Annotated in this window: 21 protein-coding genes and 7 pseudogenes; 8 read left to right on the plus strand and 20 right to left on the minus strand. The window is 65.7% G+C overall.

Annotation, left to right across the window (positions count from 1 at the left end; all coding sequences use genetic code 11):
- Positions 1 to 172: 172 nt before the first annotated feature.
- From G4G28_RS18435 to G4G28_RS18465, 7 genes and pseudogenes are all read right to left on the minus strand, one after another.
- On the minus strand, positions 173 to 1,657 hold the full coding sequence (locus G4G28_RS18435) for a sodium:alanine symporter family protein (RefSeq protein ID WP_182989393.1): 1,485 nt from the start codon (positions 1,655 to 1,657) through the stop codon (positions 173 to 175).
- Positions 1,658 to 2,091: 434 nt separating this feature from the next.
- Positions 2,092 to 2,232, minus strand: coding sequence for a hypothetical protein (locus tag G4G28_RS18440; RefSeq protein ID WP_182989394.1), 141 nt, complete (start codon positions 2,230 to 2,232; stop codon positions 2,092 to 2,094).
- A gap of 168 nt (positions 2,233 to 2,400) precedes the next feature.
- A complete protein-coding gene (locus G4G28_RS18445; protein ID WP_229507714.1) occupies positions 2,401 to 2,898 on the minus strand; it encodes a hypothetical protein in 498 nt (165 codons plus the stop codon).
- A 2-nt stretch (positions 2,899 to 2,900) separates the two neighbouring features.
- Positions 2,901 to 4,231: pseudogene (locus G4G28_RS18450) on the minus strand (ATP-binding protein).
- Positions 4,228 to 4,890, minus strand: a pseudogene (locus G4G28_RS18455) (response regulator). The pseudogenes G4G28_RS18450 and G4G28_RS18455 overlap by 4 nt, the downstream one beginning before the upstream one ends.
- Before the next feature lie 45 nt (positions 4,891 to 4,935).
- A complete protein-coding gene (locus tag G4G28_RS18460) occupies positions 4,936 to 6,462 on the minus strand; it encodes a Do family serine endopeptidase (RefSeq protein ID WP_183107689.1) in 1,527 nt (508 codons plus the stop codon).
- A gap of 338 nt (positions 6,463 to 6,800) precedes the next feature.
- Positions 6,801 to 7,265, minus strand: coding sequence for an Hsp20 family protein (locus tag G4G28_RS18465; RefSeq protein ID WP_182989396.1), 465 nt, complete (start codon positions 7,263 to 7,265; stop codon positions 6,801 to 6,803).
- A gap of 227 nt (positions 7,266 to 7,492) precedes the next feature.
- Here G4G28_RS18465 and G4G28_RS18470 point away from each other — a divergent pair, with 227 nt between their 5' ends.
- Positions 7,493 to 9,418, plus strand: coding sequence for a M61 family metallopeptidase (locus G4G28_RS18470; protein ID WP_183107690.1), 1,926 nt, complete (start codon positions 7,493 to 7,495; stop codon positions 9,416 to 9,418).
- Positions 9,419 to 9,441: 23 nt separating this feature from the next.
- Complete coding sequence (locus G4G28_RS18475) at positions 9,442 to 9,789, plus strand: hypothetical protein (protein WP_182989398.1); 348 nt, start codon at positions 9,442 to 9,444, stop codon at positions 9,787 to 9,789.
- 219 nt (positions 9,790 to 10,008) lie between these two features.
- On the opposite strand, the gene G4G28_RS18480 is transcribed toward G4G28_RS18475, so the two are convergent.
- The 4 genes and pseudogenes from G4G28_RS18480 to G4G28_RS18490 form a co-directional block, all read right to left on the minus strand.
- The gene (locus G4G28_RS18480) at positions 10,009 to 10,773 is read right to left on the minus strand and encodes a S9 family peptidase (protein ID WP_183107691.1); all 765 of its coding nucleotides are present in this window, start codon (positions 10,771 to 10,773) and stop codon (positions 10,009 to 10,011) included.
- Positions 10,774 to 10,842: 69 nt separating this feature from the next.
- Positions 10,843 to 11,049 (minus strand): SEL1-like repeat protein, encoded by a 207-nt coding sequence (locus G4G28_RS18485; protein ID WP_183107692.1) that lies wholly within the window; start codon positions 11,047 to 11,049, stop codon positions 10,843 to 10,845.
- 82 nt (positions 11,050 to 11,131) lie between these two features.
- A pseudogene (locus G4G28_RS29405) lies at positions 11,132 to 11,179 on the minus strand (hypothetical protein); the annotation flags it as partial.
- A 73-nt stretch (positions 11,180 to 11,252) separates the two neighbouring features.
- A pseudogene (locus G4G28_RS18490) lies at positions 11,253 to 12,074 on the minus strand (tetratricopeptide repeat protein); the annotation flags it as partial.
- A 454-nt stretch (positions 12,075 to 12,528) separates the two neighbouring features.
- Between G4G28_RS18490 and G4G28_RS18495 the strand changes: the two are divergent.
- Positions 12,529 to 13,723: pseudogene (locus tag G4G28_RS18495) on the plus strand (RNA ligase RtcB family protein).
- Between the two features lie 108 nt (positions 13,724 to 13,831).
- Positions 13,832 to 14,362 (plus strand): peptide chain release factor H, encoded by a 531-nt coding sequence (prfH, locus tag G4G28_RS18500; RefSeq protein WP_374039742.1) that lies wholly within the window; start codon positions 13,832 to 13,834, stop codon positions 14,360 to 14,362.
- Here the strand turns inward: prfH and G4G28_RS28565 are convergent.
- From G4G28_RS28565 to G4G28_RS18510, 3 genes are all read right to left on the minus strand, one after another.
- Positions 14,330 to 15,058, minus strand: a complete 729-nt coding sequence (locus tag G4G28_RS28565) for a hypothetical protein (protein ID WP_308600984.1) — start codon at positions 15,056 to 15,058, stop codon at positions 14,330 to 14,332. The genes prfH and G4G28_RS28565 overlap by 33 nt on opposite strands.
- 396 nt (positions 15,059 to 15,454) lie before the next feature.
- Positions 15,455 to 15,793 carry an FAD-dependent oxidoreductase gene (locus G4G28_RS28570; RefSeq protein WP_308600986.1) on the minus strand — a complete coding sequence of 113 codons (339 nt, stop codon included), beginning with the start codon at positions 15,791 to 15,793 and terminating at the stop codon, positions 15,455 to 15,457.
- Positions 15,794 to 15,880: 87 nt separating this feature from the next.
- Positions 15,881 to 16,192, minus strand: a complete 312-nt coding sequence (locus G4G28_RS18510; protein WP_182989403.1) for a helix-turn-helix transcriptional regulator — start codon at positions 16,190 to 16,192, stop codon at positions 15,881 to 15,883.
- Between the two features lie 136 nt (positions 16,193 to 16,328).
- On the opposite strand from G4G28_RS18510, the gene G4G28_RS18515 reads away from it, so the two are divergent.
- Genes G4G28_RS18515 through arsH form a run of 4 tightly spaced genes read left to right on the plus strand, consistent with a single transcriptional unit; the run spans position 16,329 to position 19,092 of the window.
- The gene (locus G4G28_RS18515) at positions 16,329 to 16,655 is read left to right on the plus strand and encodes a helix-turn-helix transcriptional regulator (RefSeq protein WP_182989404.1); all 327 of its coding nucleotides are present in this window, start codon (positions 16,329 to 16,331) and stop codon (positions 16,653 to 16,655) included.
- A 5-nt stretch (positions 16,656 to 16,660) separates the two neighbouring features.
- The gene (locus tag G4G28_RS18520) at positions 16,661 to 17,941 is read left to right on the plus strand and encodes an arsenic transporter (RefSeq protein WP_183107694.1); all 1,281 of its coding nucleotides are present in this window, start codon (positions 16,661 to 16,663) and stop codon (positions 17,939 to 17,941) included.
- A gap of 15 nt (positions 17,942 to 17,956) precedes the next feature.
- A complete protein-coding gene (gene arsC / locus G4G28_RS18525; RefSeq protein WP_182989405.1) occupies positions 17,957 to 18,379 on the plus strand; it encodes an arsenate reductase (glutaredoxin) in 423 nt (140 codons plus the stop codon).
- A complete protein-coding gene (gene arsH / locus G4G28_RS18530; protein WP_182989406.1) occupies positions 18,376 to 19,092 on the plus strand; it encodes an arsenical resistance protein ArsH in 717 nt (238 codons plus the stop codon). Before arsC ends, arsH begins: the two co-directional genes overlap by 4 nt.
- 104 nt (positions 19,093 to 19,196) lie before the next feature.
- Here the strand turns inward: arsH and G4G28_RS18535 are convergent, their stop codons facing one another.
- The 6 genes and pseudogenes from G4G28_RS18535 to imuA form a co-directional block, all read right to left on the minus strand.
- Positions 19,197 to 19,937: an SDR family NAD(P)-dependent oxidoreductase gene (locus G4G28_RS18535; protein ID WP_182989407.1), complete on the minus strand. Its 741-nt coding sequence runs from the start codon at positions 19,935 to 19,937 to the stop codon at positions 19,197 to 19,199.
- A gap of 107 nt (positions 19,938 to 20,044) precedes the next feature.
- The gene (locus tag G4G28_RS18540; protein WP_182989408.1) at positions 20,045 to 20,803 is read right to left on the minus strand and encodes a hypothetical protein; all 759 of its coding nucleotides are present in this window, start codon (positions 20,801 to 20,803) and stop codon (positions 20,045 to 20,047) included.
- 171 nt (positions 20,804 to 20,974) lie between these two features.
- Positions 20,975 to 21,598, minus strand: a complete 624-nt coding sequence (locus tag G4G28_RS18545) for a proteophosphoglycan 5 (RefSeq protein WP_182989409.1) — start codon at positions 21,596 to 21,598, stop codon at positions 20,975 to 20,977.
- Positions 21,599 to 21,676: 78 nt separating this feature from the next.
- Positions 21,677 to 22,060, minus strand: a complete 384-nt coding sequence (locus G4G28_RS18550; protein ID WP_182989410.1) for a hypothetical protein — start codon at positions 22,058 to 22,060, stop codon at positions 21,677 to 21,679.
- A gap of 196 nt (positions 22,061 to 22,256) precedes the next feature.
- Positions 22,257 to 23,737 (minus strand): annotated as a pseudogene (locus G4G28_RS18555) (DNA polymerase Y family protein).
- Positions 23,667 to 24,376, minus strand: a pseudogene (gene imuA, locus G4G28_RS18560) (translesion DNA synthesis-associated protein ImuA). The pseudogenes G4G28_RS18555 and imuA overlap by 71 nt, the downstream one beginning before the upstream one ends.
- Between the last annotated feature and the right edge of the window lie 185 nt (positions 24,377 to 24,561).

Consider the following 24,561-nt stretch of genomic DNA (forward strand, 5'->3'; position numbering starts at 1 on the left):
ACGCCGCTGAGTTGACGTAATTGCACGCAAACTGATGGATTCTAACAGGCAAGCCGGATCCGCCCCGGGTCAATCGCGCGCGGCGTTTTTCCGCAACACGGCACGCGGGCACTGGCCGGCGCGCCAAAAAAAACGGCAGCCGAAGCTGCCGTCCCGGTCTGCCCGGCAGTCCTCAGCCAACCGTTGTCACACGCTCGTCGCCCTTGGCGCGGCCGCGTTCTTCCTCGGCAACGCGGCGCTCCCAGTAGTCGGCATTCTTGATGCCCAGCGCCACCGGGTTGAATTGCGGGTCCTTGCCCTGGGCTTTCTGCGCTTCGTAGTCGCGCAGGCACTTGAAGGCCACGTTACGCAGCAGCACGATCGCCACCAGGTTCAGCCAGGCCATCAGGCCGACGCCGATGTCGCCCAGCGCCCAGGCCAGGTCCGCGGTCTTGAGCGTACCGTAGACGGTGGCGCCGATGATGGCCGCTTTCAGCAGGAACTTCAGCCACGGATAGCGTGCGTGGCGGTCGATGTAGGAGATGTTGGTTTCGGCGATGTAGTAGTAGGCGACGATGGTCGTGAAGGCAAAGAACAGCAGGGCGATGGCGACGAACAGTGCGCCGAAGCCGGGCATCACGTTTTCCAGCGCCGTCTGCACGTAGCCCGGCCCGCTGGCCACGCCTTTCACGCCGGTGAACATGGCCGCGCCGTCCGGGCCCTCGACGTTGTACTGGCCGGTAATGAGCAGCATGAAGGCCGTGGCCGAGCACACGAACAGGGTGTCGATATACACCGAGAAGCCCTGCACCAGGCCCTGCTTGGCCGGGTGGCTCACTTCCGCCGCGCTCGACGCGTGCGGGCCCGTGCCCTGCCCCGCTTCGTTCGAGTAGACGCCGCGCTTGACGCCCCACTGGATCGCCAGGCCGATGATGGCGCCGAAGGCCGAGTCCATGCCGAAGGCCGAGCTGAAGATCAGGCTCATCACGCCCGGCAGGCGCTCGATGTTCAGGGCGATGATGACGACGGCCACCAGGATGTAGCCCAGCGCCATGAAGGGCACCACGATTTCGGCGAAGTTGGCGATGCGCTTGACGCCGCCGAAGATGATAAACGCCAGCACGACCGCCAGGCCGGCGGCGGTGATTTCGCGCGACAGGCCAGTGGCCGTCTGCAGGCCTTCGGCGATCGAATTGGCCTGCACACCCGGCAGCAGCAGGCCCGTGGCGAGCACGGTGGCGAACGCGAAGGTCAGCGCGTACCACTTCATGCCCAGACCCTTCTCGATATAGAAGGCCGGGCCGCCGCGGTATTCCTTGTCGATCTGCTCCTTGTAGACCTGGCCCAGGGTCGACTCGACGAAGGCCGAGCTGGCGCCAAGGAAGGCCACCGCCCACATCCAGAACACGGCGCCGGGGCCGCCGAAGGTGATCGCGGTGGCGACGCCGGCGATATTGCCGGTGCCGACGCGGCCGGCCAGGGTCATCGAGAGCGCCTGGAACGAGGACACGCCCTGCTCCGAACTCTTACCCTCGAACATCAGGCGAATCATTTCCTTGGCATGGCGCACCTGCAGGAAGCGCGAGCGCAGCGAAAAATACAGGCCCACGCCCAGGCACAAGGCGATCAGGGCCGGGCTCCAGATAATGCCGTTGATCGTGCTGACTAACTCGTTCATCTACATCTTCCCCATGCAATGCGGCGGCGACCAGGTCTGCCTTCGGTATCGAACAATCGCCGAATTAAGATTATCCGGCGGACAAAATGACAAGATACCTGAAGCTGGGGATGCTTAACGAATTTTTATTGCTGTGTGGGTGTTCATGTACTGCGTGGGGAGGTGGTGGATGGGAAGAATCGTAGGGTGGAGTCTTGACTCCACGCGGTACGGCGTAGGCACAACACCAGCTCCGTAGGGTGGGCACTCCGTGCCCACGCGGTACAGGCGTCAGCACACCCGACGGCGCCGGCTGGACAACGAAGGAAGCAGGCTCGCGGCCGCTGATATGCCGGCGATGAGACAGCGTGGGCTCGAGAGCCCACCCTACGGTACGATCGACGCAGCGAGACGATCGTACCGCGTGGGCACGGAGCGCCCACCTTGCGCCCCTTTCAAAGGAAACGCCCCGTGGCCGCCAAGCCGCCCAAACGTTCGGACTTGTCGAGCGTGAGCTGGGCGCCGTGGCGCTCGGCGATGGCCTTGACGATGGCCAGGATCGTAGGGTGGGCTCTCGAGCCACGCGGTACGACCAATGCACACCACAAAACAATCTTCGCAAGACAGCTTGCCTGCTGACGGATTGACCACTGTTGGCCGCGATGCTCTGCAAGCGCCGTACTGCCGGCGCGTTGCAGCCGTATCCGCCATCGCTTGCGATATCGCTGTGCCTGCTACGTACCGCGTGGAGTCAGGACTCCACCCTACGCTTCCAAGGGCATCCACGCGGCAGCGGGGCGTGCCAGATGCGCGTCGCGCGTCACCAGGAACATGGCAGGCGTGCCTGCACCAAGTACATGCAAGGGCTGGCTTGCCTGGACCTGCTCCCAGAAGGCTTCGGTGTCGGAATGGCCGTCCGCCAAGGGAGTGAAACCCCATCCATTCACGAACGCATGCGACGGCAGCACGGACGGCACAGCATCGAAGACGTACCATTCGTCGAATCCCGGTGTGTACGGGAAATCGGCGAGACCAATGATCGGGCTAATGGAGATGTTCTGCGGAGTCGTCCAACCGGCTGCGCGCATCGTTTCATCCACCGGGTAGGGGCCGCTGTCGCTCGACACGATCGCGACCCGATGGCCCCGCACCAGTTCGGGAATGTATCCGATCAGCTCGCCAAGGTCAGGATCCCATTGGCTCGTCCATTCGACGAGAAAATAGCCGCCGCGCTTCCCGGTGCGGACTGTGTGCCCATCCATGCTCATGCCGCCTTCGCCAGCGGGAAGCGCACCGTGGCCGCCAGCCCGCCGAGCCGTTCGGATGTGCCCAGCATCAGCTGCGCCCCGTGGCGCTCGGCGATGGCCTTGACGATGGCCAGGCCCAGGCCGCTGCCGGCGGCCTCGCTGCCGGCCACGCGGTAGAAGCGGTCGAACACGCGCTCGCGCTCTTCCCGGGGATGCCGGGGCCGCTGTCCTCGACGATGACGGAAACCGCGTCCTTGTCCTGGCGCACGGCGATGTCGACGGTACCGCCGCCAGGCGTGTACTTGATCGCGTTCTCGGCCAGGTTGCGCAGCAGGATGTGCAGGGCGTCGGGCTGGCCGTCGATGCTGACGCTGTCCGCGTGCTGCAGGCCGAGATCGACTTCCTTGGCCTGGGCCAGGCCGACCAGGTCGCCGACGGTACGGCGGGCCAGTTCCGCCAGGTCGACCGGGCGCGTGGCCGCCTCGCCGCTTGATGCTTCCTGGCGCGCCAGCACCAGCAACTGCTCGACCAGGCGCGTGGCGCGGTCGATGCCGGCCGTCAGGCGCCCCACCGCCACCTTGCGCGCTTCCGCGCTGTCGGCACGGTCCAGGCTTTGCGTCTGCAGGCGCAGCGCGGCCAGCGGCGTGCGCAGCTCGTGGGCGGCGTCGGCGACGAAATTCTGCTGGGCGTGGAAAGCCGTGCGCACGCGCCCGAACAGCAGGTTCAGTTCATGCACCAGCGGACGCACCTCGTCGGGCAGGCCCGCTTCCGACACCGGCGACAGGTCGTCGGCCTGGCGCGAGGCCACCTGCGAGCGCACCCGCGCCACCGGTTCCAGCGAACCGCTGACCACCCACCACACGACCAGCATCAGGATCGGCATCATCACCGCGATGGGGCCGAGGGTGCGCAGCGCCAGGTTGCTGGCCATGTTGCGGCGCACGGCCAGGTCCTGCGCCACCTGCACGGTCTGGTTTTCGGTCTGGATCGAGAACACGCGGTAGGTGGTGCGGTTGGCCTTTACGTTCGAAAAGCCGAGCACCGCGCGCTGCGGCAGGCGCGCGCGCGAGACGCTGTGGAAGACCTGCACGCCGTCGGGCGACCACATCTGCACGACCAGGTCGTCGCTGCCGGGACCGGCTTCGACGCGCTCGCGCGCCTCGCTGTTCGACAGCGGCGTGCTCGAACGCAGCGACAGCGCCATCTGCTGCATGTGGTAGTCGAAGATCTGGTCGGCGTCGGACAGCGCCGTGTTGTAGGCGATCGAGGCTTGCGCCAGTGCCGCCAGGGTGATGGCTGCGAGCAGGAACCAGAGCAGGCGCCCGCGCAGCGAGTGCGTTACCTTCATGCCTTCGGGACCATGTAGCCGACACCGCGCACGTTCTGGATCAAGTCGCTGCCGAGCTTCTTGCGCAGGCCGTGGATATACACCTCGACCGCGTTGCTGCTTACCTCATCGCGCCAGCTGTAGAGCTTTTCCTCGAGCTGGGCGCGCGACAGCACGGCGCCGGGGCGCGCGACCAGGGCTTCCAGCACGGTTCATTCGCGCGCCGACAGCGACACCGGTTCGCCATCGACCAGGGTTTCGCGGGTGGCGGGGTTGACGGAGATGTTCTTGTATTCGAAAACCGGTTCGGCGCGCCCGGCGGCACGCCGCAAGAGCGCACGGATGCGCGCCAGCAGTTCGTCGAGATCGTAGGGTTTCAATACATAGTCGTCGGCGCCGGCGTCGAGCCCGGCGATGCGCTGGGCGACGGAGTCGCGCGCGGTGGCAACCAGCACCGGGGTGCGGTCCTTGCGGGTGCGCATGGCGCGCAGCACGTCCAGGCCGTCCTTCCTCGGCAAGCCCAGGTCGAGCAGCACCAGGTCGTAGTTCTGGTTCTGCACCAGGGCCGTGTCGGCCATTTCGCCGTCCTTGACCCAGTCGACGGCGTAGTGCTCGGCCCGCAGCAGGTCGAGCACTACCTCGCCGATCATCGTGTCATCTTCTACCAGCAACAGCCGCATCATCTACCTCTTGAGTGTTACCCGGCTGCGCTGGCGAAACCCCGTTCAGCCAATCCGCACCGGAATGAAGATTCTGTCACTCCCGCGCTGGATCAGCAAGGCGACCGACTTGGTTGCCTTGCCGACCATCTCGCGCACCTGCTCGACGCTCGAGACCGGCTTGCCGTTGACCGACAGCAGCACGTCGCCCGGCTGCACGCCGGCGGCGATCGCGGGACCGGCCGCGTCCTCGATCACGAGGCCCGAGGCGATGCCGCTCTGGCGGCGCTCGATCGGCTCGAGCGGACGCAGGGCCAGGCCGAGCTTGGCGCCCTTGTCCATGGCCGCGACTTCCTGGCGATCTTCGAGCGAGGCCTTGTCGCTGGCGTTGGCAAGCGTCGCGTTCAGGCGGATGATCTTGCCATCGCGCCAGACGTCGAGGGCCACCTTCTCGCCCGGCTTCGACACCGCCAGCATGCCCGGCAGGTCGCCCGAACCGATGATCGGCTGGCCATTGGCGCGGCGCACGACGTCGCCCACCTTCAGGCCGGCGCGTTCGGCGGCGCTGCCGCGTTCGACGTTGGCGATCAGGGCGCCTTCGGGCGACTCGAGGTTGAAGGAGTCGGCAAAGCCCTGGTCCACTTCCTGGATCGAGACGCCGAGCTTGGCATGCTGCACCTTGCCGGTGGCGACGATCTGGTCCTTGATGCGGGCCGCGACGTCGATCGGGATCGCGAACGACAGGCCCTGGTAGCCGCCGCTCTGGCTGTAGATCTGCGAGTTGATGCCGACGACTTCGCCGCGGGTGTTGAACAGCGGGCCGCCCGAGTTGCCGGGATTGATGGCGACGTCGGTCTGGATGAAGGGCACGTTGCTGTCGCTCGGCAGGTTGCGGCCGGTGGCGCTGACCACGCCGGCGGTGACGGTCGACTCCAGGCCGAAGGGCGAACCGATCGCCAGCACCCATTCGCCCACCTGCAGGTTGCGGCCGTTCCCCAGCGGGACGGTCGGCAGGTTTTTCGCGTCGATCTTGAGCACGGCGACGTCGGTAGCGGTGTCGGAACCGAGCACCTTCGCGCGGAATTCGCGCCGGTCAGCCAGCTTGACCGTGACTTCGCTGGCACCGCGCACCACGTGCGCGTTGGTAAGGATGACGCCGTCCGGGCTCACGATGAAGCCCGATCCGGCGCCGAAAACGGGCGCGTCGCGTTGCGGACCACGCGGGTCCCCGAACTGACGGAAGAAATCATAGAACGGGCTGCGCGGATCCATCTGCGGCATGCCGCCATTGCTGGTCCGGGTGCTGCCCATGACGCGGATATTGACCACCGCCTTGCCATTCTGCTTGGCGATGCGGGTGAAGTCGGGCAGCGTGACGGTGGCAGCCGGCGCACCAGCGGCGACAGCAGGCGCCGCGCTTGGTGCCGGTGCCGGCGCGGGTGCCGCGGCGGCGGTCGCAGCCGCATTCTGGGCGGTGGCATTGTTGGAATTGACTGCAATCGCACCGACCGCGCCGCCAATAACGCCCGCCGCGCACAGCGCCAGCGTGAGACGTTTTGCGGTGATGGCGGTAACTGCACCTTCGTTTTGCATGGACGTGCTCCTGGATTAAAGGGTTGGCCGATAACGCTGTTATCGATGTTTTGTAGTGTCGCCGATCTGTCTTAGAAGATGCTTAAAGCTCATCTTTATGCCTGGTGCGTGTGCCTGACCTTGCGCCGCTGTGTATGACGTAGCGTAGGCGGGTTTCCCGCCTACGCGTCCAAGCAGTTGTCGAAACCTCGCGTCGGCGCATGCACTGTTTGAACGCGTAGGCGGGGGACCCGCCTACCCTACGATTGCGAAGCCCACGCGGACAAAGCTGTCCGCCGGCCGACGTAAAAAAGGGCACCCAAACCGCAGGTACCCTTTTCGCTACTGCCTGTGCTGCGTTACGCGGCCTGGCGCTGCTCGATCTGCTGGACGTTGTCGATGGTGCCGTTGGCGTCTGCGATCTGGATCTTGCGCGGCTTGAGCGCTTCAGGCACTTCGCGCACCAGTTCGATGGTCAGCATGCCGTTGTCGAAGGACGCGGTGGTGACCTTCACGTGGTTCGCCAGCTGGAAGCGCTGTTCGAAGTCGCGGGCGGCGATACCGCGGTGCAGGTAGGTACGCTGGGTATCGTCCTTCTGCTTGCGGCCGGTCACGTGCAGGGTGTCGCGCTCGGCGACGATTTCCACCTCATCGCGGGTAAAGCCGGCGAGGGCCATCACGATGCGGTATTTGTCCTCGGCCACCAGCTCGATGTTGTAGGGCGGGTAGCTCGGGGCCGACTCGGCGCGTTGCTCGAGCAGGCTGGCCAGACGGTCGAAGCCGATGGCGGAACGGTACAGGGGTGCGAGATCAAAAGTACGCATGATAAATATCCTTGTCAAAGTTAAGCGATATGTTGGCAGACCTCATCGTGAGCATCTGCTGGGACCAATCTAATGCCATGCGGAGCACTTTTCAAGGGATGCGAAATACGGATTTTTGGCGGATTTTGCAAATTTTATTTGCATGCGTGTTTCCGGGTGTTACATGGCCTTTTGGCACTTTCTGCGTGCTACACTCGTCCGGTTCAGTGACCTGCTTACCCTACAAGATGACCTCTCACGCCATGTTCTCGCGCCTGCTTCCAAGCGCCGCAAAATCCGCCTCCACCCTCGCCCTGGCGCTCGCCTTTGCCTTCCCTGCGCAGGCCGCCGTGCCCGCCCCGGTCGACCAGCCCTACCCCGGCACCATCGTGCTGAAAGTCGATGCGACGAATCTGTCGCAGCAGATTTTCCGCATGCGCATGTCGGTGCCGGTAAAACCCGGTCCGATGACCTTCCTCTACCCGCAATGGCTGCCGGCGAACCACGGTCCGAGCGGCCCGCTGACGCAGTTCGCGGGCCTGAAGTTCACGGCCAACGGCAAACCGGTCGAGTGGACGCGCGACCCGGTCGAAGTCTTCGCCTTCCACGTGACCGTACCCGAAGGCGTGACGACCCTGGAAGCGGAATACCAGTTCCTGTCGCCGCTCGACCCGGGCCAGGGCCGCATTGTCATGACCGACGATATCATCGGCCTGCAGTGGCCCTCGGTGACGCTCTATCCGGCGGGCTATGTGGCGCGCCGCATCCAGGTACAGCCTTCGCTCACGCTGCCTGCCGGCTGGCAGTACGGCACCGCGCTGGAAACCGCGCAGCGCACGGGCGACGAGATCCAGTTCAAGACCCACGACCTGGAAACCCTGATCGATTCGCCGCTGTTTGCCGGCCGCCACTTCAAGCAATTCGACCTTGACCCGGGCGCGAAGGTGCGCGTGTCGCTGAACGTCGTCGCCGACAATCCGGAAAGCCTGGAAGCGAAACCCGAGCAGATCGCCGCGCACCGCGCGATGGTCGACCAGGCGCTCAAGCTGTTCGGGTCGCACCACTACCAGCACTACGACTTCCTGCTGGCGCTGTCGGACGATTTCGGCGGCATCGGCCGCGAACACCACCAGTCGAGCGAGAACGGCGTCAAGCCGAACTACTTCACCGAGTGGACCCGCAACGAAGCCACGCGCGAACTGCTGCCGCACGAGTACACGCACTCGTGGAACGGCAAGTTCCGCCGCCCGGCCGGCCAGAACGTCCCCAACTTCAACACCCCGCTTCAGAATGAACTGCTCTGGGTCTATGAAGGACAGACCCAGTACTGGGGCGGCGTCCTGGGTGCGCGTTCGGGCCTGGTCTCGCAGGCGGGCGCACGCGATGCGCTGGCCGCCACCGCGGCGCGCTACGACAGCGTCGCCGGTCGCGCCTGGCGCGCAATGCAGGACACCGTGAACGACCCGATCATTGCCGGCCGCCGCGCGCTCGCCTGGAGCAACTGGCAGCGCAGCGAAGACTATTATTCGGAAGGCGCCCTGATCTGGCTGGACGTGGACACCAGGATCCGCGAGCTGTCGGGCGACAAGCGCTCGCTCGACGATTTCGCACGCGCCTTCTACGGTATCGACAAGGGCAGCATGCTGCCGGCCTTCTATACCTTCGAAGACGTGGTGGCCGCGCTCAACAAGGTGCAGAAATTCGACTGGGCGCCCTTCCTGCGTAGCCGCGTGGAAGGCCACGGCCCGGGCGCCCCGCTCGACGGCCTGGCGCGCGCCGGCTGGAAGCTGGTCTACACCGACACCCCGACCGACACCATCAAGGCCGCCGAGGAGCGCAGCAAGTCGGCCGACTTCAGCTATTCGCTGGGTTTCTCGGTGCGCGCCGACGGCGGCATCAGCAACGTGGTCTGGGACGGCGTCGGTTTCCGTGCCGGCCTGGCGGGGAACGCGACCATCGTCGCGGTGAACAGCAAGGTGTACAAGCCGGAAGTGCTGAAGGCGGCAGTCAAGGCGGCCAAGGGCGGCAAGGCGCCGATCGAACTGCTGGTGAAAAAGGGGAACACCCTGCGCACCATCGCGCTCGACTACCACGACGGTCTGCGCTACCCGCGCCTGGAACGCATCCCGGGCACGCCGGACCGGCTGGAAGCGATCTACAAGGCGCTCAAATAATCGGAAACTGGTATGCTGGGATCATGACTACCGATTCCGACATTGAACTGTCCGGGCCGTTCCAGGCCAAGGACAGCACCGGCCGTACCCTCGACGTCAAGGCGATCCGCATTTTCGACGAGGGTTACGGGATCATCGACGTGTACGTCGATTTCGCCGCTCCGGTCGATCCGGGTTTGCACCAGGATACCGTCCTGGTCAAGGCCATCATCGACCGCCTGCGCACGCTCGGCTACAAGGGCCCCGACTTCGGCCTCAGCGATCCCGGGCTGCAGGAGCGCAAGCTGATCGTGCTGGAAGCGCCGGAAGAGTTCGCGCCGTTTGCCAAGAGCCGCGGGTGGAAGAACCTGGCGGAAGATTTCGACGAATAACCGGTAGGGTAGGCGGCTCCACCCTGCGATTGGCGTGCCTGCGACCACTGTGCCGCCTACGCGTTCAAACCCTGCTTGCACGGACACGAGGTCTCAACCGCCCGTTGAACGCGTAGGCGGGAGACCCGCCTACCCTACCGCGAGGTTTCACCGGCCGCTTGAACGCGTGGGCGGCGCACACATTGTTGGAACGCCCGCTCCCGGGTGGAGCCGACCACCCTACACCCCATCGATATAGCGCGCGCTCCACGCCGCGATCACCGCCGCCACCTGTGCGGCGTCATGCCTCCCCGTCACCAGGTGATCCATCCCGTCGAGCGATACAAAACTCTTCGGATACGCCGCCATCCCGAAAATGCGCAGCGCATTCTCCACGTCGACCGTATCGTCCGCCGGCGCATGCATCACCAGCAACGCGCGTCCCAGATGCGCGATCCTGTCCGCCAGCCGGTGCCGGGTCGCGTCCTCGACGAACTGGCGGCGGATCTGGAAGTCGCGCCCTGCCAGCTGCACCCGCGCTTCGCCCAGCCGGGCGATGGTGTCGAGATGCTCGACCAGCAGCTTGTCGACGACATAATGCGGGTCGCTCGGCGCGGCGATCGTCACCACCGCCTTCGCTTCGGGAATGCGGTGCGCGGCGGCCAGCACGGCCGTGCCGCCCATGCTGTGGCCTACCAGCAGGCGCGGCGCCGCATGGTGCGCGCGTAGAAAAGCGCTTGCCGCCACCGGGTCTTCCACGTTCGACGAAAAATTCGTGTCGCTGAAGTTGCCGGCGCTGGCACCCAGGCCGGCGAAGTCGAAGCGCAGCATGGCCACGCCCTGCGCGGCCAGTCCGTGGCCGATGCGGTTCGCCGCCAGCACGTCCTTGCTGCAGGTGAAGCAATGGGCAAAGATGCCATAGGCGCGCGGAGTGCCTGTGGGAAGGTCGAGCTTGGCCGCGAGCCTGCCGTGCGGGCCTGCGAATTCGACGCGTTCGGTGCGCATGGGGTTCCCTGTTTTGACGAAGGCGCTACTCTGCACGGGTTGGCGCAGGCGGGCAAGGCCCGCACGCCATCAAGCCATCAGCCCGACGATCCGGCACGCCTCCGGGTGTCCCTGGGCCGCGGCCTTGCGCACCCAGCGTTCGGACGCGTCCGGGTCGGCGGCCAGCGGCCCTTCGCCCTCGAGCAGGATGGCGCCAAGCGAGAACTGCGCCTCGGCATAGCCCTTCTCGGCCGCCGCCCGGATCAGCGCATGGCCGCGCGCGAGGTCGGTTGGCAAGCCGTTCCCGGCGGTAGCACATGCCCAGCTCGAACTCGGACGGCGCATAGCCCTGCGCCGCCGCCTTGCGGTACCAGGCCAGCGCCTGTTCCGGGTCGGGGACGATGCCGTTTCCTTCGGCGAAGGTCACGCCCCAGGTTGTGCTGGGCCGAGGCAATACCCTGCCCTGCCGCCTTCGACAGCAGCGCGATGCCGCGCGCCGGATCGTGCGCCACGCCGTCGCCCTGCAGGCACATCACGCCCAGGCAGGTCTGGGCGTTGGGTTCGCCCTGCTCGGCGGCCCGCGTCAGCCACAGCGCGGCCGGTGCCTGCCGGCCCGCCGTCAGGTAGTCATACCCGACCATGTATTGGGCCGGTGCATAGCCCTGTTCGGCCGAACGCAGCAGCCACCTTGCCGCTTCGTTCTTGTCCGCAGGCGTGCCCTCGCCCCTGCGCAGCATGCGGCCAAGCAGGTACTGGCCTTCCGGCAAACCGGCCTGCGCGGTCATGCGCGCCCAGCGCAGGGCGATGGCTTCGTCCCGCGGCACACCCAGCCCCCGCGATAGCAGTCGGCCAGCACGGTCGCGGCGACGGCATGTCCGGGCGGCGGCTTTTTCGATCCAGGCGGCCGCCAGCGCGTCGCCTTGGGCGACACCGGCCTTCTTCGCGTATGCCATGCCGAGCTGGAACTGGGCCTCCGGATGGCCGGCCTGCGCGTCGGCTTGCAGTGCCTCCCACGCATTGCGCGGGCGCGAACCGGATGCGGCTTCGTCGCTGCCGATGCGGCAATCGCAGCCGATCTGCGCCAGGGTGTGGCGGTATTTCTCGGCCGTGACCCGGTCCAGTCCGCGCTTGACGACGGTGCCGGGTGCGTCCAGCAGGGCGCGCAGCTGCGCCGTTTCCTGCTTGACGAGCGCGGCCATGCGCACCAGCACCTGCTCGGGGTCGTGACCGTCCAGGACGCCATGAATGGCCACTTGCAAGTTGCTGCTGCTCCTGAACCAGTGTGACGGGAGCACAGGCACGACGTCGATGGTATGACTCATGGCGAAAATGGTGCCTTAATGAAATAATCGTTCTAGTGTGCCATGGTCTGGCAGCTCAGGTAAACAAGTCCCGAAATTGCAGGGCTGTGCGCGGAACCACGAAATCACTTGCAATGTTGACAAACCGCTACTATGATGGCGCACTTCTTCGCCAACCCATCTTTCAAGGAAGGAAACGATCATGACTTACCACGACACCGCATCGACTTTCCTGGGTCTGGCATTTTCCCTCCTGCGTTGACATCCGCGGCACAAGCCGCCTGGAGCACCTGACAAAACCGCCATAGCCGCCTTGCGCCGTCTCGCCCTAGATCAGTATTGTCTTCGGTGTCGCGCCTTGGCGTCGCCTTGCAGTGAAGGCCCGCCTTCACGGGCTCTGACAGTTTGGTCAGGCGCTCCATCGCGCCGGTATTGCCAGCACCCAATCCCTTTTCTATTTCTGGATTGGTATCGCATGGGCACTTTTGTTCAAGATATTTCTGATCGCACCAAGATCATCGCGTCGCCGCGCCTGTGGCTCGAAGACGCAGCAGTACAACAACTCGAGACGACCGCGCAGCTCGATGGCATGCAGCGGGTCGTGGGCTTGCCGGACCTGCATCCCGGCCGTGGCTATCCGGTCGGCGCCGCCTTCTTTTCGCTGGGGCGCCTCTACCCCGCCCTGGTCGGCAACGATATCGGCTGCGGCATGGCGCTGTGGCAAACCGACCTGGCCGTCGCCAAGGCCAGGCTCGACAAGATCGACAAGCAGCTGGCCAACCTCGACGCGCCGCTCGAAGACGAGGAATGGCCGCTCCTCGAAGCGCGCGATCCACTGCTGGCCGGGCTGCGTACCGAACTGGCCGAAACGCTGCGCGCGGCGGGACTCGACACCTCCCACCTGCGCTCGCTCGGCACGATCGGACGCGGCAACCATTTCGCCGAACTGCAGGCGGTCGACCATGTCGAGGACGACGCGCTATTCGCCGCCTCGGGTCTGGCGCCGAAGCGCCTGCAGTTGCTGGTGCACAGCGGCTCGCGCGGGCTGGGCGAAGCCCATCCTGCGTGGCCACGTGGACGCCTTCGGCCATCGCGGCCTGGCGCAGGACACGCCTGACGCGGCCGGCTACCTGGCCCGGCACGATGCGGCCCTGCGCTACGCCGAGCTCAATCGCCGGGTCATCGCAGTACGCATTCTCGCGCGCCTGCGCTGCAGCGGCACGCCGGTGTTGGACGTGAACCACAACACGGTGCTGCCCGCCCACATCGACGGTGTCGATGGCTGGCTGCACCGCAAGGGCGCCACACCCGCCGACGTCGGCCTGGTCGTGCTGCCGGGCTCGCGCGATGACTACAGCTACCTGCTGGCGCCGCGGCTGCACGCGGATGCGCCGAGTTTGCATTCGCTGGCGCACGGCGCGGGACGCAAGTGGGGGCGCAGCGACTGCAAGGCGCGCCTGGTCGACCTGGCCACGCCGGCGCAGCTGAGCCGGACCAGCCTGGGCGGACGCGTCATCTGCGCCGACCGTGCGCTGATCTACGAAGAGGCGCCCCAGGCCTACAAGAAGGTCGACAGTGTGCTCGACTGCCTGCTGGGCGCCGGCCTGGCGACGGTGGTCGCGCGCAGCCGCCCCGTGCTGACCTACAAGACGCGTGGGGAGTGCTGCTGATGATCTGGCTACAACTGTCTGCCAATACGGGGCCGGCCGAATGCTGCCTGGCCGTGACGCACGCGCTGGCGCGCCTGCACGAGGAGGCCCGCGCCTGCGGCGTCGCCCATGCGGGTCGTCGAGATGCTCGATGGCCCGGTGCGTGGCACCTGCGCCTCGGTGCTGCTCGAGCTCGATGGCGAGGATGGCGGCGCGGCTGCCGCCCTCGCCCGGCGCTGGTCGGGCACCCTGCTGTGGGTGTGCCAGAGCCCTTACCGGCCGGGGCACAAACGCAAGAACTGGTTCATCAGCGGCGCCGCGTTTGCCCCGCCGGTGCTGCCGGACGGCGCTGGCGAGATCCGCTACGAGGCGATGCGCGCGTCGGGTCCCGGCGGCCAGCACGTCAACAAGACCGACAGCGCCATTCGTGCCACCCACCTGGCGTCCGGCCTGTCGGTCAAGGTGCAGAGCGAACGCAGCCAGCTGGCCAACAAGCGGCTGGCTACCCAGCTCCTGGCCAGCAAATTGCAGGCACTGGCGCAGGCGCAGGCCGAGCGCGGCAAGTCCGAGCGGCGCCAGCTGCACTGGCAGGCCGAACGCGGCAACGCGGCGCGTGTCTTCAGTGGGTCAGGCTTCGTCGAAAGCACGGTCAACGTGTAGTGTGTACCCGTGCCGCGGCGGCTTACGAACAGCAGCGCGTCCCTGCCGCCGGCGCGGCTGCCGCCGGGGTACAACCGCATCCGGCTTTTCCCGCTTCCCTTGCCTGGACGTCCGCGACGCAGCAGCCAGCCGACGGCTCCGGCGCCGGCCCGCCACAGCAAGCGCTTGCGCCTGGTGCGCTTCCGGCCGGCGTGCCGCAGACGCCCGTTTGCGGCAGCGCCAGCTGCACGTCGTCGGCGGCGCGCAGATCTCCCGCCAGCGCGGTCCGACCGAGCGTACCTGTTCGTAGCCGGTCACCATCAGGAAGTTCGGCGCGCGGCCATAGCTTTTGGCGCCTACCGCGTAATAGCCCTGCTCGGGATGGGCCAGCTCGCGGTGGCCATGCGGCCGTACCGTGCCGCAGCTATGTTCGTTCGGGTCGATCAAGGGCGCCAGCAGGTCGGTGCTCTCCAGCCAGGGGTCGTGGCGCACCCGCAGTTCGCGCGTGATGTCGAGGTTCGGGCGGGCGCCGGTGGCGGCGATGATCTCGTCGATGCCTTCGATGACAGCAGCTTCTTCGCCGCGCACGGTGATGGCGCCGTCGGTGCGCGCCAGCGACACGATCCGGAATGCCCCGTGCAGTTCCAGCCGGCCGGCCTGCTGCAGCGCCTTCAACCGCATGCCCAATTCACCGCGCGCCGGCAGGCTGTCGGCCACGCCGCCGCCGAACAGCCTTGCATCCTGCGTCCCGCGGATGGCCCAGGCCACGCGCGTGCCTGCTGCCTGCTCGGCGAGCGTCGCCAGCGCCAGCAGGGATCCGGCAGCCGAGTGGCCCGCACCGGCGACGAGGACGCGACGGCCGGCATAGCGCCCCGTTCGCTCCCCAGCACGTCGGGCATGCCGTAGGCGATGTGCGCGCGCAGCGCGGCTTCGCCTCGTGCCGGCAAGCCGTAGGCGCCGAGGGGATTGGGCTGCGACCAGGTGCCGGTGGCGTCGATGACGGCGCTGGCCAGGTATTCACGCTCGCCTTGGGACGTGGCGACGCGAATGACAAAGGCGCATGCTCGCGGCCGCGCGTTTTCACCTTGTCGAAGCCGGCGCGGGTGATGGCAATCACCCGATGCGAGAGGTGCAGATGCGCGGCGATCGCAGGATGGGCGGCAAGCGGCGCCGGTAATCGTCGACCAGCTCCCCCGCCGTCGGCAAGGTTTCCGGGTTGGGTACGCGCCAGCCTGCCGCCAGCAGCAGTTGCCGGGCCGCGCGGTCGACGTTGTAGCGCCATGGCGAAAACAGGCGGACGTGGCGATAGGTCTCGAGGTTGCTCGCCACCTGCGCGCCCGCTTCCAGCACCAGCGGCACGATGCCGCGCGCGGCCAGGTGGGCGGCCGCGGCGAGGCCGACGGGGCCTGCGCCGAGCACGGCGACGGGAAGGGGGTGGACGGTCTGGTTCATGGTATCTCCCGGTTGATCAGCCTGGATACTGCGGGTGAGGATGCTATTAGGCATTCGTCGAATAACGAACACATCGGTAAAAATGTTTCAGAGATTTGCGATCATCTGCTTCAACTGGGCCAGCCGCTCCGCGTTCACGCAATAGTAGACACGCTGCTCGTTGGCTGAACCCGTGATCAGTCCTGCCTGCTTGAGCACGCTGACGTGCTGGGAAATCGTCGATGCCGCCAGCGGCAGCACGTCGGTCAGGCTGCCGAAATAGCAGGCACCAAAGGCCGACAGGTAGTTGAGCAGCTCGACCCGCGCCGGATGGGCAAGCGCCTTGCACAGCAGGGCAAGCTCATCGGCGTCAATCGCCGGCGCAACCGTGCTTTCCTTCGCTTCACAACAGGTCGTCATCGTTCTCTTTCGTAATTCGTCAATCTACGAATAAAGAATAGGGCGAGCTTCACACGCTGTCAACACGTTTCTACATTCCTGGAAGTGTCGTATTCATGTCGTATAATTTATCCTTTTTGCATTGCACAGGAAGCACATGGATACGAAGCCGGTACTCGCCGCCCTCGCCGCGCTGGCACAGGAAAGCCGCCTGGCGGTGTTCCGCCTGCTGGTACAAACGGGGCCGGCGGGCCTGGCCGCGAGCAGGATTGCCGGGCAGCTGGGCATGCCGGCCTCGTCGCTGTCCTTCCACCTGAAGGAGCTGACGCATGCGGGCCTGCTCGCTGCGCGCCAGGACGGCCGCTTCATCATCTATTCGGCGAACATCGCGACGATGAACGGCGTGATCGGCTTCCTCACCGAGAACTGCTGCGGGGGCGTGCCCTGCGGCGCGGCAACCGGCAACGTGTGCAAGACGGAGTGACGCCGGTGCTGATCGCTTCCCTGATTTTCCTCGCCACACTCGTCCTCGTCATCTGGCAGCCGCGGGGGCTCGGCATCGGCTGGAGCGCGGGTGCCGGTGCCGTCGCCGCCCTGCTCGCCGGCAGCGTCAAGATTGCCGACATCCCCGTCGTGTGGAACATCGTCTGGAACGCCACCGGCGCCTTCGTTGCCGTCATCCTCATCAGCCTGCTGCTCGACAAGGCGGGCTTCTTCGAATGGGCGGCCCTGCACGTGGCCCGCTGGGGCAAGGGCAATGGACGGCGCCTGTTCGTCCTGCTGGTCTTGCTGGGCGCGGCGGTGGCGGCCCTGTTCGCCAACGACGGCGCGGCGCTGATCCTGACACCCATCGTGATCGCCATGCTGGCTGCGCTGCGCTTTACGCCGCAGGCGACGCTGGCCTTCGTGATGGCCGCCGGTTTCATCGCCGACACTGCCAGCCTGCCACTGGTCGTGTCGAACCTCGTCAACATCGTCTCCGCCGATTACTTCGGCATCGGCTTCGCACGCTATGCATCAGTGATGGTGCCGGTGAACCTGGTGTCGGTGGCGGCGACGCTGGCGGCGCTGGTCTGGTTCTTCCGCAAGGACATCCCGGCGAAGTACGACCTCGGGCAATTGAAGCGCCCCAACGAGGCCATCCATGACCGCGCCACGTTTGTTACCGGCTGGTGGGTGCTGGCGATGCTGCTGGCCGGCTTCTTCTGGCTGGACGACATGGGTGTCCCGATCAGTGCGGTGGCCGCCGTGGGCGCGGCGCTGCTGCTGGCCGTTGCCGCGCGCGGGCACCGGATCTCGACGCGCGCGGTGCTGCGTGGCGCGCCGTGGCAGGTCGTCGTCTTCTCGCTGGGGATGTACCTGGTGGTGTATGGCCTGCGGAACGCCGGGCTGACGGCTTACCTGACCGCCCTGCTGGACCTGTGTGCCGGGTACGGAGTATGGGGCGCGGCGCTCGGCACCGGCTTCATCACCGCCATCCTGTCCTCGATCATGAACAACATGCCGACCGCGCTGGTGGGCGCGCTGGCGATCGACGCCACCGCGACCACCGGCGCCGTGCGCGAAGCGATGGTCTATGCGAACGTCATCGGCGCCGACCTGGGTCCGAAGATCACGCCGATCGGCAGCCTGGCCACCCTGCTCTGGCTGCACGTGCTGTCGAGTAAGAATATCCAGGTCTCCTGGGTCTACTACTTCCGCGTCGGCATCGTGCTGACGCTGCCCATCCTCTTCATCACCCTGTGCGCGCTCGCCGTGCGCCTGAGCTAAGAAAGGTTCTACAACATGGACGTCACCATCTATCACAACCCGGCCTGCGGCACCTCGCGCAACACGCTGGGCCTGATTCGCAATGCCGGTATCGAACCTGCCGTCATCGACTACCTGAAGAACCCGCCGGACCGGGCGACGCTGGTCGAGCTGATCGCACGCGCGGGCCTGCCGGTGCGCGCGGCCGTACGCGAGAAGGAAGCGCGTTTCGCCGAGCTGGGCCTCGCCGATCCGGGCACCACGGACGAGCAACTGATCGATGCGATGCTCGCGCGTCCGGTGCTGATCAACCGCCCTTTCGTCGTGACGCCGACCGGCGTGCGCCTGTGCCGTCCTTCCGAAGCCGTGCTGGACATCCTGCCGCTGCCGCAGGGTGGCGCCTTTGCGAAGGAAGACGGCGAGGCCGTGGTCGATGCCGAAGGCAAACGCATCAAATGAGCACGCTCCCGCACCTGCCCAACATCCGGCCGGAGCTGCTGGATGTGCCAAGCGTCGAGAAGCTCGCTCCGGTCGGCGACATGCGCCACCCGCCGCGCATCCTGCTGCTCTACGGTTCGCTGCGCGAGCGCTCGTTTTCCCGCTTCCTCACCTTCGAGGCCGCGCGCATCCTCGAGCACTTCGGTGCCGAGGTCAACATCTTCGACCCGATGGAACTGCCGATGGTGGGCAGCGCGCCCGAGACGCATCCGAAGGTGGTCGAGCTACGCGAACTGTGCCTGTGGTCCGAGGGCCAGGTCTGGTGCAGCCCGGAGCGCCATGGCGCGGTGACCGCCGTCATGAAAAACCAGATCGACTGGATCCCGCTCGAGATGGGCGCGATCCGCCCGAGCCAGGGCCGCACCCTGGCCGTAATGCAGGTCTGCGGCGGCTCGCAGTCCTTCAACGTCGTCAACACGCTGCGCCTGCTGGGACGCTGGATGCGCATGTTCACGATCCCGAACCAGTCGTCGGTGCCGATGGCCTACAAGGAGTTCGACGACGAGGGACGCATGCGGGCGTCGGCCTATTACGACCGGGTTGTCGACGTGATGGAGGAACTGGTCAAGTTCACGCTGTTGATGCGCGGGCGCAGTGAGTACCTGACGGACCGGTACAGCGAGAGGAACGAGCGGGCGGTGAAGGCGATCAATCGGCAGATCGGGAAGTTGTAGGCGCGGGCAGAAGTGGAAGCGGCGGTTGAGTCCGAGCTCATTGCCACTGGGGACAGTAGCTGCCTATGTAGGAGAAAGAGATTTACGCAGCATATCGATTCGCTTTATAGCCCGCCTGAAACGCGCAATATACTGCCGGTGACATACGAAGCTGCGCCCGAAAGCAGCCACACCACTGGCTCTGCGATTTCCTCCGGTGTCGCAAGACGCCCCATGGGAATGCGGGGAGCAACGCGCGCAGGCCGCTCGGGCTCGCCTGCCGCTGCATGAATGTCTGTGAGCGTGGAACCAGGCGATACGCCACACACGCGAATGCCTTCGGTCGCCAGTTCGCGCGCCAGGCCCAGCGTAAAGGCCTCGACCGCAGCTTTGCTCGCTGCGTAGTGCACGTATTCCCCGGGACTGCCCGATAGGGTGGCGGCCGAGGACAGGTTGACGATCACGCCGCCTTGGGCAGACCTGCGAAATGCGCCCACCGCGGCACGGGAGCAATGCATTGTTCCATGCACGTTGATGCGGAATACTTCCTCAATGGAAGCTGGATCCGTGTTCATGAACGACCCGATGCGGCCGGTAACACCCGCATTGTTGACGAGCGCTGACACGGGCCCCATTTCCTCGTGCACCCGCCTGAACATCGCATCTACTTCACCAGCGGCGCCGACATCCGCAGCAACCGCCAGCGCCCTGCCGCCACCTGCGCGGATCCGATCGACCACGCTCGCTGCCGCACGTTCGTCGTGGCGGTAATTGACTGCCACGGCATATCCTTCGCGGGCGGCGCGCAGCGCAATCGCCGCTCCGATACCCCGGCTCGCGCCGGTGACGATCAGTACTTTGCTCATTGGTCCTCCGATTGCGGCAACCTGCTGGCCTGCCCGATGCAAGGGTAAAAATGGGTGCTGAATCCGATCATCGTTTCATCGGTTTTCCATGCTGTTCAGCGCTCCCATCATTTGGCCTTTGATAGCACAATGCGCTCTTGAGGGACGGGCTTGCCAACCTGCACACTGACCGGCTCGGTCCGCACGACCATGTCGAACACGGGAATCACGTCACGCGCATGCAGGACGATCGGGTCGTTCGCTCCATCCCGCAGCAGACCCGCATTCGTGTCGGCTGCACACCTGTCCATCACTTGGGCGTTGAGCAGGGCGGCGGGTACGCAGCGCACGGCCATACCGCCGACCATTCTTTTCTCGGTGTAGGAAACCCCTTTGGAAGCCCCATTCGTAGGATCCTGCAACAAGGGCGTTGGCTCATCGACCTCTATTTGACCGTCGAGTGCGCGCCGCTGCGCGTATATCTTTCCGTCGCGCCCCACGCTCTCTTCGAGTGTCGAACCAATGCGCGTCTTGCAGCCCGTTTCCGGCGCCATATCGTTGATATCGACGACAAATTCCTCATGCCGGATGAGGTAGCCCTTCCCGCTGCCGAGATAGGTGCTGCGCTTGATCACGAAGTCGGCCGGCAACACTACCAGCGGCGGTGGGGGTGGAAGCTTCAGCGCCTCGCGCGCCAGCGCACACACGTCGTAGGCCTTGCGAGGAATTTTCATATAGGCCTCGAGCGACTCCGGCCGCACTTGCGTGACGATTTCATATGACTGGCCTGTCGCACCGGCGGTCTGGCGGTCGCAGGCTGCGAGGGCCGTGAACATCGCCAGGGCAGCGCCAACGCGACGCGCCGCTCGTTCCAGCATCATGACCATGTATTTTTCCTTGTAAGGCTCCGGCTGGTGCGGGTGCCACCAGGGCACGGTGTTCAGTTCTATCCTGCATTCATCGGCCGGGTCACCCCAGCCATCACTTTTGCTGTCACCGTCCGCTTACGACCTTCGATTCAAGCCATCAGCCAGCGAAACGGAGAGCGGACATGCAGCCTACAGACGCATCTCAAGAAATCTCCGGGCAGCGGCAACACCCGCCTGTATATCCCATCCCGGCACGGCGCTGGCGAGTAGTTCATGGGTTATCTCCGCATCAGCTGAAACCAGAGCCCGAAGGGCGTCGCTTGAAGGCACGCCGTCCAGGCCCGGCGCATCTGCTGCCGACTGCTCCAGCTGCTGCATGCCCGTGAGGCTGCACGCCCGAAGCAGGCCCACCTGGTCAAAGCCATCGGGCTTGCTGTATTGCGCTCGTTGCCATGTCTGGCCGTTCCACCCGTAGATGAAACCTATCCATTCCCCAACCGGTGGGAGGTCGAGCTTGCTAGCCCACCAGTCCGGCGCGCCACTCAACAGGTCCGTCTCCTCTTCGCCAAAGTACGTTGCCGCCTCGCCAAAGTAGGTTTCGGAGTACTCGTGGTCATGACCAATGAGAAGGACCTTGTCCTGTTCGACGAAGCGAAGGGAGGCCCAGTTGCCTCCGCCGTCGTGGTAGAACCATTCGTCGGGCGTTGCGCAGGCGTCGCGTCCCCATCCTCTCGCGCCAAGCACGGCTGCGAGTGCTGCCCATCCGCCTCGCATCTTGAAAGGGTGAGGAAGATCAAGGTCAACTAGCGGCATGGCATGCTTCCTTCATTTTCGGGGACGCGAAACGGCGTCCGGGGTTTCCGTTCTATCGTGTGTGCGTTGCGGGGGCCCCTAGCCGCCATTTTTTTCTGTCAACGTCCGTTTCCGACCAAAACGGACCGAAGCTGATTCAGGCGTCCAGCCCCATTCGACTGACGAGTTCATCAAGAACCACTTCTCTATCAGTGATATCCCAAGCCTTAAGAAGCCCGCAAAGCGACTCAGCTTTCCACGCGTCGTCCGCGCATGAGTAGCTATCGAGCTTGGCATCACATCAGTCCATGTCAGCACTCCACCTATCTCTTTCTTAAGCTCGAGGACATAAGCTTCGAATGAGTCGAGTTCAAAAGTAGGCCAATCGTTGATTGCTGAGGCTAACGCTCCAGCAATTCTGCGGGTGGCAGAAGGTTGCGACTTATCATCGGCAAGTTCTTCCAGTTTGCTCAGCGTCGTCATTCAAAAACAAAATTATCCATTGAGGTTTCGTCTGCTCCTGGCCCGATAGCGGACGCGCGGAATAGCTCAGTGTACGTTGCTGTTGCCATCAAGACAAGCAAGTGATTTGGCTGGGACGTCTGCGTATCCAGCTTTGACTACAGGCCAGGCACGGCCCACCCAAAGGCCCATGGCGACATAGGTAACGCCAAAACGCTCACCCAAACAAACCATGCAAAAACCATCTCGGCTCGGCATCCTCGCCCGCGCCGACGATGCGCTCGCGATACACCCAATACAGCGTATGGTCCTGCCCCTCGGCGATGAAATAATCGCGCGTCTGCGTGCCGCTCCACCAGCCGGCTTCGATGCGCTCGGGCGTCGAGGCCATTTTCAGCGGCGAGCCATAAAACGGACGGTGATTGCGCATCAGGAGCGCGATGGGTTTGGCGAGGATCCAGGTCGGGCGCGGCAGGCTCTGGACATCCGGCGGCATCTGGGCGTCGCGCGCTGCCTGGCGTACCTTCTGCTGCACGGGCACCCAGCTGTTGGCCACCTCCGGTCGATAATCGGCCTGGGGCAGCGCCTGCAGGACGTTGTCGGGCCCGAGCCTGGCCACCAGCAGTTCGAGCATGCGCACCCGGTCTTCCTCGGTGCCGCCCGGCTCGGGAAACAGCGATTCGCTCGGCGGCGCCATCGGCTGCAACTGCGCCGCATCCAGCGCGAGGCCGATGACGGGGGCTTCCAGCACCAGCTTGGCCAGCCGCTCCTTCAGCAAGCGGATCAGATGCTCGTCGCGCCAGGTCGGTTCGCCCGGGGCGACATCGACGGCGGTGGGCGCGCGCGCCACCCTGCCCCGCTCGTGTTCGAGCAGCAGTGTGATGCGCTCGACCGCCAGTTGGCGCGCGCACAGCCAGCCGGTCAGTTGCTGCACCAGGCGCTCGGCGCCGGCCAGGCAGGCATCGGCGCTCTCGATGCGGTCGAACAGTTCGATCTTCGCGTGGAACACGGTGGGCGCCTCGACCCATTCGAACAGTTCCGGCGCCATGCCATAGGCGGCATCGAGCATGTCGAGCAGGGGCCGGCCGCAGCGCCGCTGCAGGCCGGGTCGGGGCAGGCGCCGCAGCGCGGCCAGGTCGGCACAGCCGATGCCTTCGAACCAGCTGGCATAGGCGCGCGCGGGCGGCGGCAGGGTGGCGGGCAGGCGGTCGAGCCGGCGCGTGAGCGCATCGATCGTCAGGACCCGCCCCGCGCGGCGCCGTGCCAGCATCCAGCTGCCGCGCGCGGTGGGCGCGCAACTGAGGTAGCCGGAAAACCCAGCGCGCGCAGGCTGGCGCGCACGCGCCGGCACAGGGCGCGGATGCCGCCGAACAGGCGCAGGCTGGCGCCGATGTCGATGAGGAGGGTCGCTTCCTCGGCCTGCGCCACCTGCGGCGTGTACTGCAGCAGCGCCATTGCCACCGCGTGCAGGGCTTCGGCTTCGCGTTCGGGCGAGCGCTCGACAATGCGCGCCTCGGGCATGAGCATCAGGACGCCGCCGCGGCGCATGCCGAGGGTGACGCCGGCCGCGCGCGCCGCCGGGGACGCCGCCAGCACGCGCTCGTGCTCGAGCACGACGCAACCGGTGTCACTGCACCAGTGCGGGCTGAACACCTCGAGCGGCAGCTGGGGCAAATACAGGCCGATCCACAGACGCATGACGTTGGAACACGATAGGGTTAAGGGGCAGGAACAGCGGCGCATCGCGCTGCGGTCCCCGGCGTTTGACGAAGCTGATGTCGAGTCCGCCGGGAGCGGGGCGCAGCGACAGGCGCAGGGGAGCCGGCGAGGAATCTTGCGCGCTGGCGAGCGGACGCATCATGAAGAACAGGGTTTCGCCGCATTGGGCCGCCAGGTGCAGGCGGCGCAGGCTTTCTCCTCTTGCGTGGTTGGCCCAGAACAGCAACGCGCCACAACTGCCGCTGCGCAGCACCTGCTCGGCCGCCCACAGCGCATCGGCCCCGCGGCTGGTGCGCAGCCAGATCAGCTGGGAAGGCGGCACGCCGAGCGCGGCCAGCGCCAGCGCCTGGGGCGTATGGGGCGGCTGCAGCAGCACGATGCGCCGCCCGGTCGCCGCCGCCGCCAGGCCGGGCGCAGCAGGCGCATTTCGCCGATGCCGGGCTGTTGCAGGAGCAGATCGACCAGGGTGCCGACCGGCCAGCCGCCTCCGGGCAGCTGGCTCGACAGGGCCGCATGACCGGTATCGACACAACGCGTACCTGCCCGCGCCAGTTGCGAAGCGCGCCAGAGCGAAGGGTGCAAATCTTCCGGCGCGGCAAGATTTTGTGAACAAGACATGATAGAGAGAATGCAAAGTACTGGATGGATGTACAGTACTCGCTCGTTCAGCTTTTGACAAGATGTGTATCTTGCGTGCGCGCGTGACTTAACGTTGGCGCTTGATGTTGCTTAAGCGTTGCGAAGCTGTGTCCTCGAGATTGCTGGCGTACTCCGCTCTCGCCTACCCGTTCATTTTCTTGTTG

This window comes from Massilia sp. Dwa41.01b, assembly GCF_014171775.1.
GTDB lineage: Bacteria > Pseudomonadota > Gammaproteobacteria > Burkholderiales > Burkholderiaceae_D > Telluria.

What these genes read in the sequence shown, in the direction of transcription:
- G4G28_RS18480 (WP_183107691.1), bottom strand. Translation starts at nt 10,773, where the DNA reads ATGCGCACCGAACGCGTCGAATTCGCAGGCCCGCACGGCAGGCTCGCG.
- G4G28_RS18515 (WP_182989404.1), top strand. Translation starts at nt 16,329, where the DNA reads ATGGATACGAAGCCGGTACTCGCCGCCCTCGCCGCGCTGGCACAGGAA.
- G4G28_RS18510 (WP_182989403.1), bottom strand. Translation starts at nt 16,192, where the DNA reads ATGACGACCTGTTGTGAAGCGAAGGAAAGCACGGTTGCGCCGGCGATT.
- G4G28_RS18470 (WP_183107690.1), top strand. Translation starts at nt 7,493, where the DNA reads ATGACCTCTCACGCCATGTTCTCGCGCCTGCTTCCAAGCGCCGCAAAA.
- G4G28_RS18435 (WP_182989393.1), bottom strand. Translation starts at nt 1,657, where the DNA reads ATGAACGAGTTAGTCAGCACGATCAACGGCATTATCTGGAGCCCGGCC.
- arsH (WP_182989406.1), top strand. Translation starts at nt 18,376, where the DNA reads ATGAGCACGCTCCCGCACCTGCCCAACATCCGGCCGGAGCTGCTGGAT.
- prfH (WP_374039742.1), top strand. Translation starts at nt 13,832, where the DNA reads ATGCGGGTCGTCGAGATGCTCGATGGCCCGGTGCGTGGCACCTGCGCC.
- G4G28_RS18445 (WP_229507714.1), bottom strand. Translation starts at nt 2,898, where the DNA reads ATGGATGGGCACACAGTCCGCACCGGGAAGCGCGGCGGCTATTTTCTC.
- G4G28_RS18535 (WP_182989407.1), bottom strand. Translation starts at nt 19,937, where the DNA reads ATGAGCAAAGTACTGATCGTCACCGGCGCGAGCCGGGGTATCGGAGCG.
- G4G28_RS18540 (WP_182989408.1), bottom strand. Translation starts at nt 20,803, where the DNA reads ATGGTCATGATGCTGGAACGAGCGGCGCGTCGCGTTGGCGCTGCCCTG.
- G4G28_RS18550 (WP_182989410.1), bottom strand. Translation starts at nt 22,060, where the DNA reads ATGACGACGCTGAGCAAACTGGAAGAACTTGCCGATGATAAGTCGCAA.
- G4G28_RS28570 (WP_308600986.1), bottom strand. Translation starts at nt 15,793, where the DNA reads ATGAACCAGACCGTCCACCCCCTTCCCGTCGCCGTGCTCGGCGCAGGC.
- arsC (WP_182989405.1), top strand. Translation starts at nt 17,957, where the DNA reads ATGGACGTCACCATCTATCACAACCCGGCCTGCGGCACCTCGCGCAAC.
- G4G28_RS18475 (WP_182989398.1), top strand. Translation starts at nt 9,442, where the DNA reads ATGACTACCGATTCCGACATTGAACTGTCCGGGCCGTTCCAGGCCAAG.
- G4G28_RS18545 (WP_182989409.1), bottom strand. Translation starts at nt 21,598, where the DNA reads ATGCCGCTAGTTGACCTTGATCTTCCTCACCCTTTCAAGATGCGAGGC.
- G4G28_RS18465 (WP_182989396.1), bottom strand. Translation starts at nt 7,265, where the DNA reads ATGCGTACTTTTGATCTCGCACCCCTGTACCGTTCCGCCATCGGCTTC.
- G4G28_RS18460 (WP_183107689.1), bottom strand. Translation starts at nt 6,462, where the DNA reads ATGCAAAACGAAGGTGCAGTTACCGCCATCACCGCAAAACGTCTCACG.